This is a genomic window from Shewanella waksmanii ATCC BAA-643, from assembly GCF_000518805.1.
In the GTDB taxonomy this organism is placed as follows: domain Bacteria; phylum Pseudomonadota; class Gammaproteobacteria; order Enterobacterales; family Shewanellaceae; genus Shewanella; species Shewanella waksmanii.
On the sequence record NZ_JAEH01000083.1, the window covers coordinates 1 to 4,893 of the forward strand.

Annotated in this window: 5 protein-coding genes; 4 read left to right on the forward strand and 1 reads right to left on the reverse strand. The window is 41.9% G+C overall.

Annotated elements, in window-relative coordinates; all coding sequences use genetic code 11:
* The first annotated feature begins 317 nt into the window (after positions 1 to 317).
* The 3 genes from L865_RS25650 to secF all read left to right on the forward strand — a co-directional run bounded on the left by L865_RS25650 (position 318) and on the right by secF (position 3,570).
* Positions 318 to 455 (forward strand): hypothetical protein, encoded by a 138-nt coding sequence (locus L865_RS25650; protein WP_157577678.1) that lies wholly within the window; start codon positions 318 to 320, stop codon positions 453 to 455.
* A 434-nt stretch (positions 456 to 889) separates the two neighbouring features.
* Positions 890 to 2,668, forward strand: a complete 1,779-nt coding sequence (gene secD / locus L865_RS0119905) for a protein translocase subunit SecD (protein WP_245608469.1) — start codon at positions 890 to 892, stop codon at positions 2,666 to 2,668.
* Positions 2,669 to 2,670: 2 nt separating this feature from the next.
* Entirely contained in the window at positions 2,671 to 3,570 is a 900-nt protein-coding gene (gene secF / locus L865_RS0119910; protein WP_028774835.1) for a protein translocase subunit SecF, read from the forward strand.
* Between the two features lie 87 nt (positions 3,571 to 3,657).
* Here the strand turns inward: secF and L865_RS0119915 are convergent, their stop codons facing one another.
* Positions 3,658 to 4,575 (reverse strand): LysR family transcriptional regulator, encoded by a 918-nt coding sequence (locus L865_RS0119915; protein ID WP_028774836.1) that lies wholly within the window; start codon positions 4,573 to 4,575, stop codon positions 3,658 to 3,660.
* A 67-nt stretch (positions 4,576 to 4,642) separates the two neighbouring features.
* On the opposite strand from L865_RS0119915, the gene L865_RS0119920 reads away from it, so the two are divergent.
* On the forward strand, positions 4,643 to 4,893 hold a 251-nt coding region (locus L865_RS0119920), incomplete at its 3' end, for a transposase (protein WP_028774837.1).

Below are 4,893 nucleotides of genomic sequence, written 5' to 3' on the forward strand. Positions count from 1 at the left end.
GGGCTTTTTGCTTTTTAGCTTAAGCGAACCCTAGGGTTCCTAATGTTAAAGTCCGGCTATCTCACCACCATATTAAGAAGAGCCCGTTATCGCAAGGTAGTGGGCTTTTTGCTTTTTAGCTTAAGTGTGAACCCTAGGGTTCCTAATGTTGAAGTCCAACTATCTCACTGCCATACATAGAAAGCCCGCTATTTTATAGTGGGCTTTTTGCTTTTTATACCAATCAGTATAAGAATTTGATCAACTCAGCGCGCTTTTGGCAACTAATTCAAGGCCGGCTAATTCAAAGTGAATACTGAAACAATGGTTGCTCCCTTGTGAGGTTATTCAACGCAGAAATAGGTAGCCAAAAACGCGCCAGAATGGCGAGTTTTAGCGGTTCTGATGCTGTGTTAACGAGTTTAACCGTAGAACAACTATGCTCTTCACTCGTTGCCTTGCCTCAGTACCGCTAAACTCTCGCTGAGTGACTAAATGTTTATACTGATTGGTATTAGTGACGTTAAACCTTGGTTCCTTCTATTTTAATTTATATCAGTCCTATGCAGTGTGGCATAGAGAACTTGGCCACTACACAAGGGCCTAAAGTTAACTTTTATTCCGCTTGTTAAAGTAAGTATAAGAAGATTCTACATATGTCATGGCTCCTATTTTACGAACAAGGTATGACTCATTGATAACCATTGGGTATCGGCCCATTGACTATGATTCATTGGCTAGTTCTATACTACTGAAGTATAAATATTGTTATAGACCCGAGATGGATATCAATTCGTTCGCAGTGGCTGATTTTCTATTTGGTCTAATTTTGGATTGCTGGTCGCATTTTTGTTGTGTTTTGCTGTGTTAATTAGGAGTTCCTTATTTGAAGACGGTTAATAATAGAAGCGTGAAACCGATAAATTATTCCGCAAAGTGGAAGTATGTCGTACTGGTAATCACACTCGTCATTTTGTTTATGAGTGCTTTGCCTTCGGTTTTTGGCGAGCGCGAAGCCGTTCATGTTTCCAATAGAACCGATACCACCATAGATGTTGCTGTAGCGGCAAATGTGCTACAGCAACATGGGATATCAGTACATACAATAGAACATCGTAATGACCGCTACATCATTTCTCTCACGAATATAGGTCAACAAGAAATTGCCCGAAACTTGCTAAATGAACATTTTGGCAATGAAGAAGTCACGGTTGCTTTAGCCATGGAGCCAGCGGCGCCACATTGGTTTACCAGTAAAGGATTGACGCCGATTAAGCTAGGGTTAGACCTACGCGGCGGCGTTCAGTTTTTATTAGATGTAGATATGGAGCCTGTTTATCAAGCACATAGTCAATCGGTATTTGATGAAGTTCGGCGAGAGTTTCGAGGAATTCGAGGAAGGACAAGTCAAAGTGAGATCTTGCTAAATTTGCGTGATAACCACGATCTCAGGCAGATAAAAACTTATCTCGATGGGCAATTTCCGCATTGGACTTCAGTTGTTTCCGGTAATCAAGTCAGAATGATGTTTTCAGCAGATGAGCAGCGTGCAATTCGAAATTTGACGGTGCAACAAAATTTACAAACGATGCGTAGCCGAATTGAAGAGCTTGGGATCACCGAGGCCATTGTTCAGCGCCAAGGTGAAAATCGGATACGCATTGAACTTCCGGGAATACAGGATCCTGCCGCAGCGAAAGATGTGATTGGGGCCACAGCATCTTTAGCTTTTTATGCGGTCACTGCAGGCAACAATAGTCGTGCATTTCTGGTTGAAAATGAACAAGGAAATAGTGTGCCGCTTAATCACCGTCCTATTCTTGAAGGGAACCATATCATTGATGCAAGAGCGGGGATAGGAGAACTAGGTACCGCTGAAGTCAATATCTCTTTAGATTTCACCGGCGGTAGGCTTATGTCGCGTTATTCTGGCGATAATATCGGTTCGCCAATGGCGACTGTTTTTAGTGAATATCATCGAGATCATGAAGGGGTGAGTTACCAAGAAAACAAAGTGATCAGTGTAGCCACAATTCAATCGCAACTTGGTAATCGGTTCCGCATTACTGGAGTAGGCAGTATGCAAGATGCACAGGAACTTGCTTTGTTGCTACGCGCAGGCTCTTTAACCGCACCGGTGACTATCATAGAAGAGCGCACTATTGGGCCTACACTCGGTGCGGAAAATGTTAAAAGTGGCTTTTCAGCCTTGGCATTGGGGTTAGGTTTTACGTTGCTATTTATGGCGTTCTGGTATCGTCGCTTGGGCTGGGTAGCTAATTTAGCATTGTTAACTAATATGATTTGTTTGTTTGGCCTTATCGCGCTGATACCAGGGGCAGTACTAACATTACCTGGCATCGCGGGTCTCGTTTTAACTGTGGGTATGGCAGTCGATGCTAACGTACTCATTTTCGAAAGAATACGAGATAAGATGAAGGAAGGACGGCAATTTTCTCTAGCTATTGAGCGCGGCTTTAATAGTGCAGCTTCGTCGATTTTTGATGCTAACTTAACAACTATGATAGTGGCAATAGCGCTGTACTCTATTGGCAACGGCCCTATCCAAGGGTTTGCACTGACACTAGGACTTGGTTTATTGACAAGTATGTTTACGGGTGTATTTGCATCCAGAATATTGATTAATCTGGTTTGGGGTAGAGATACTCGCAAAGCGGTGAGGGTTTAGTCATGAAGCAAGTCAATATGAGTACGATCCGCAAGGCTATGACAGGTTTTTCTACTGTGCTCTGTCTGTTATCAGTGATTTTTATCTTTATAAAGGGGTTTAACTGGGGCTTGGATTTTACTGGTGGGGTCGTCACCGAGGTCCAGCTTGAACCAGCACTTTTAGCCAATGACATCAAACAATTCATGGATGCCAAGCTAGAACAAGATGTGCAGGTTATTCAAGTTCAAGATGGGCGTTGGTTGCTTAGGTTTGGTTTAGAGCAATCTCAAGACGCTGTACCCTATCAGCAGTATTTATCGGAGCTTAGCCCCGAATACAGCGTAATTAGTAGTAGTTTTATTGGGCCCCAAGTGGGTAAGGACATGGTTGAGCAAGGCGGTTTAGCCGTTCTAGCCTGTTTTGTTTTGATCTTATTATATTTAAGTATTCGCTTTGACTGGCGATTAGCATTAGGAGCGATAGGAGCATTAATTCACGACGTGTTACTTGTGCTTGGTTTGTTTGCTTTTTTGCAAATGGAATTCAATCTAACTACATTGGCGGCTATTTTAGCCATAATGGGATACTCACTGAACGATTCAATTATTATTTCTGATCGCATTAGGGAGGTGTTTAGAAGTGACCCTGAAGGCAACACTGATAAATTGATTGATATTTCAGTTCAATCGACCTTTTCGAGAACTGTTGTGACCTCAGGGACGACTTTAGTGACTGTATCAGCGCTACTTTTACTTGGTGGTCCGGCACTAGAAGGGTTTGCTTTGGCGTTGTGTGTAGGTATCGCAAGTGGTACTTGGTCCTCAATTTCTATAGGGACTACACTTCCTAAATGCATCGGGCTGCGGGCTAAGCAATATCAAGTCGTGCCTGTTACAGATGAAGTAAAGCACGGCCTTTGATTGGTTTTTGTAAATTAGCGGTGCAGACTCACATTTATAGCGAGTGAGATCGATTAATGATTTCACTCGTTGCGTATTAAATAACGTTTAAACGGCTAATGCATTTGCTACTTTCTTTCTCAGCCAAAGGTTAGTATGGCTTTGTCGATCTTTATTATGGTAATAGAGATTGATATCTGTATTGAAAGGTATTTTTCCAAAAGATATATCTAAGGGTTTCAATGAGGTGTCCGAAGCTAAATCTAGGTATTTTGAAGATAGAAATATCATATCACTGCTTTTAACGACTTCAATTACTGCTGACGGTAATTCAGAGCGAAATCCCATGCGAATATCTAGACCGTATGATTTGAGTAATTTCTCCGCTATGGAGTGATTATAGTTCCAGTCTGCTGCCATTAAGGTCGCAAACTCAAATTGGGTTCCTTCTTGTATTTCAACTAGCTCTTTATCATAAGGGTGGTTATGACGGACATAAGCTTTAAAGTTCTCAGTGGCGACAGTTTGATTGAGCAGTTCTTTTGGAATGTTATCCAAATTGTAGTTAAGCCCTAAGTGAATTTTCCCGTCGACAATATCCTGCACGGTGGACTTGTTCCAATGGAGAAACTGGACTTCAGCGTGTGGTGCTTCATTTCTAATCTGAGTGAATAACCGTTGTGCGATGCCGGTAAGCAGGAATGGAGAAATTGCGATTTTAAGTGCACTGTTTATTTCACTTGGGTTAAAGCCGCCTGTATAGTTGACTGCATTGGTCAACTCGTTCATTAAAGGCTCGATGTTTTGTGCTAATTCTTTCGCAAGTTCAGTGGCTTTAAGTCCGTGATAAGTTTTTACAAACAGCTCATCTTCGAAAACATAACGGAGCCTCTGTAGTGATTTGCTAATAGCCGGTTGAGAAACAAAAAGCCGTTCAGATGCTTTGCGCATATTGCATTCTTGACTTAAAACTATAAACGTTTTTAAAAGGTTAAGGTCTAGTTTTGAAAATACATCTTTGGCCATACTGGTAAGCCCCTAGAACAGTAGACACTTCATAGAGTTATAATGAACCAAAAATATGAGGTGTTACATGCGCGGAAAACGATATCCCGACGAATTTAAAATCGAAGCCGTTAAACAAGTTACAGAACGTGGTCACCAGATCGCCGATGTGGCAGAGAGATTAGGCGTTACTCCCAAAAGTTTGCACAACTGGATTAACAAGTTTGATAAGCCAGAAAAGCAACACGTCACCATTGATAATCAACAAGACGAAATACGTAAGCTCAAGGCGGAGTTACGTCGAGTAACCGAAGAGAGAAATATCCTAAAGGAGGCCGC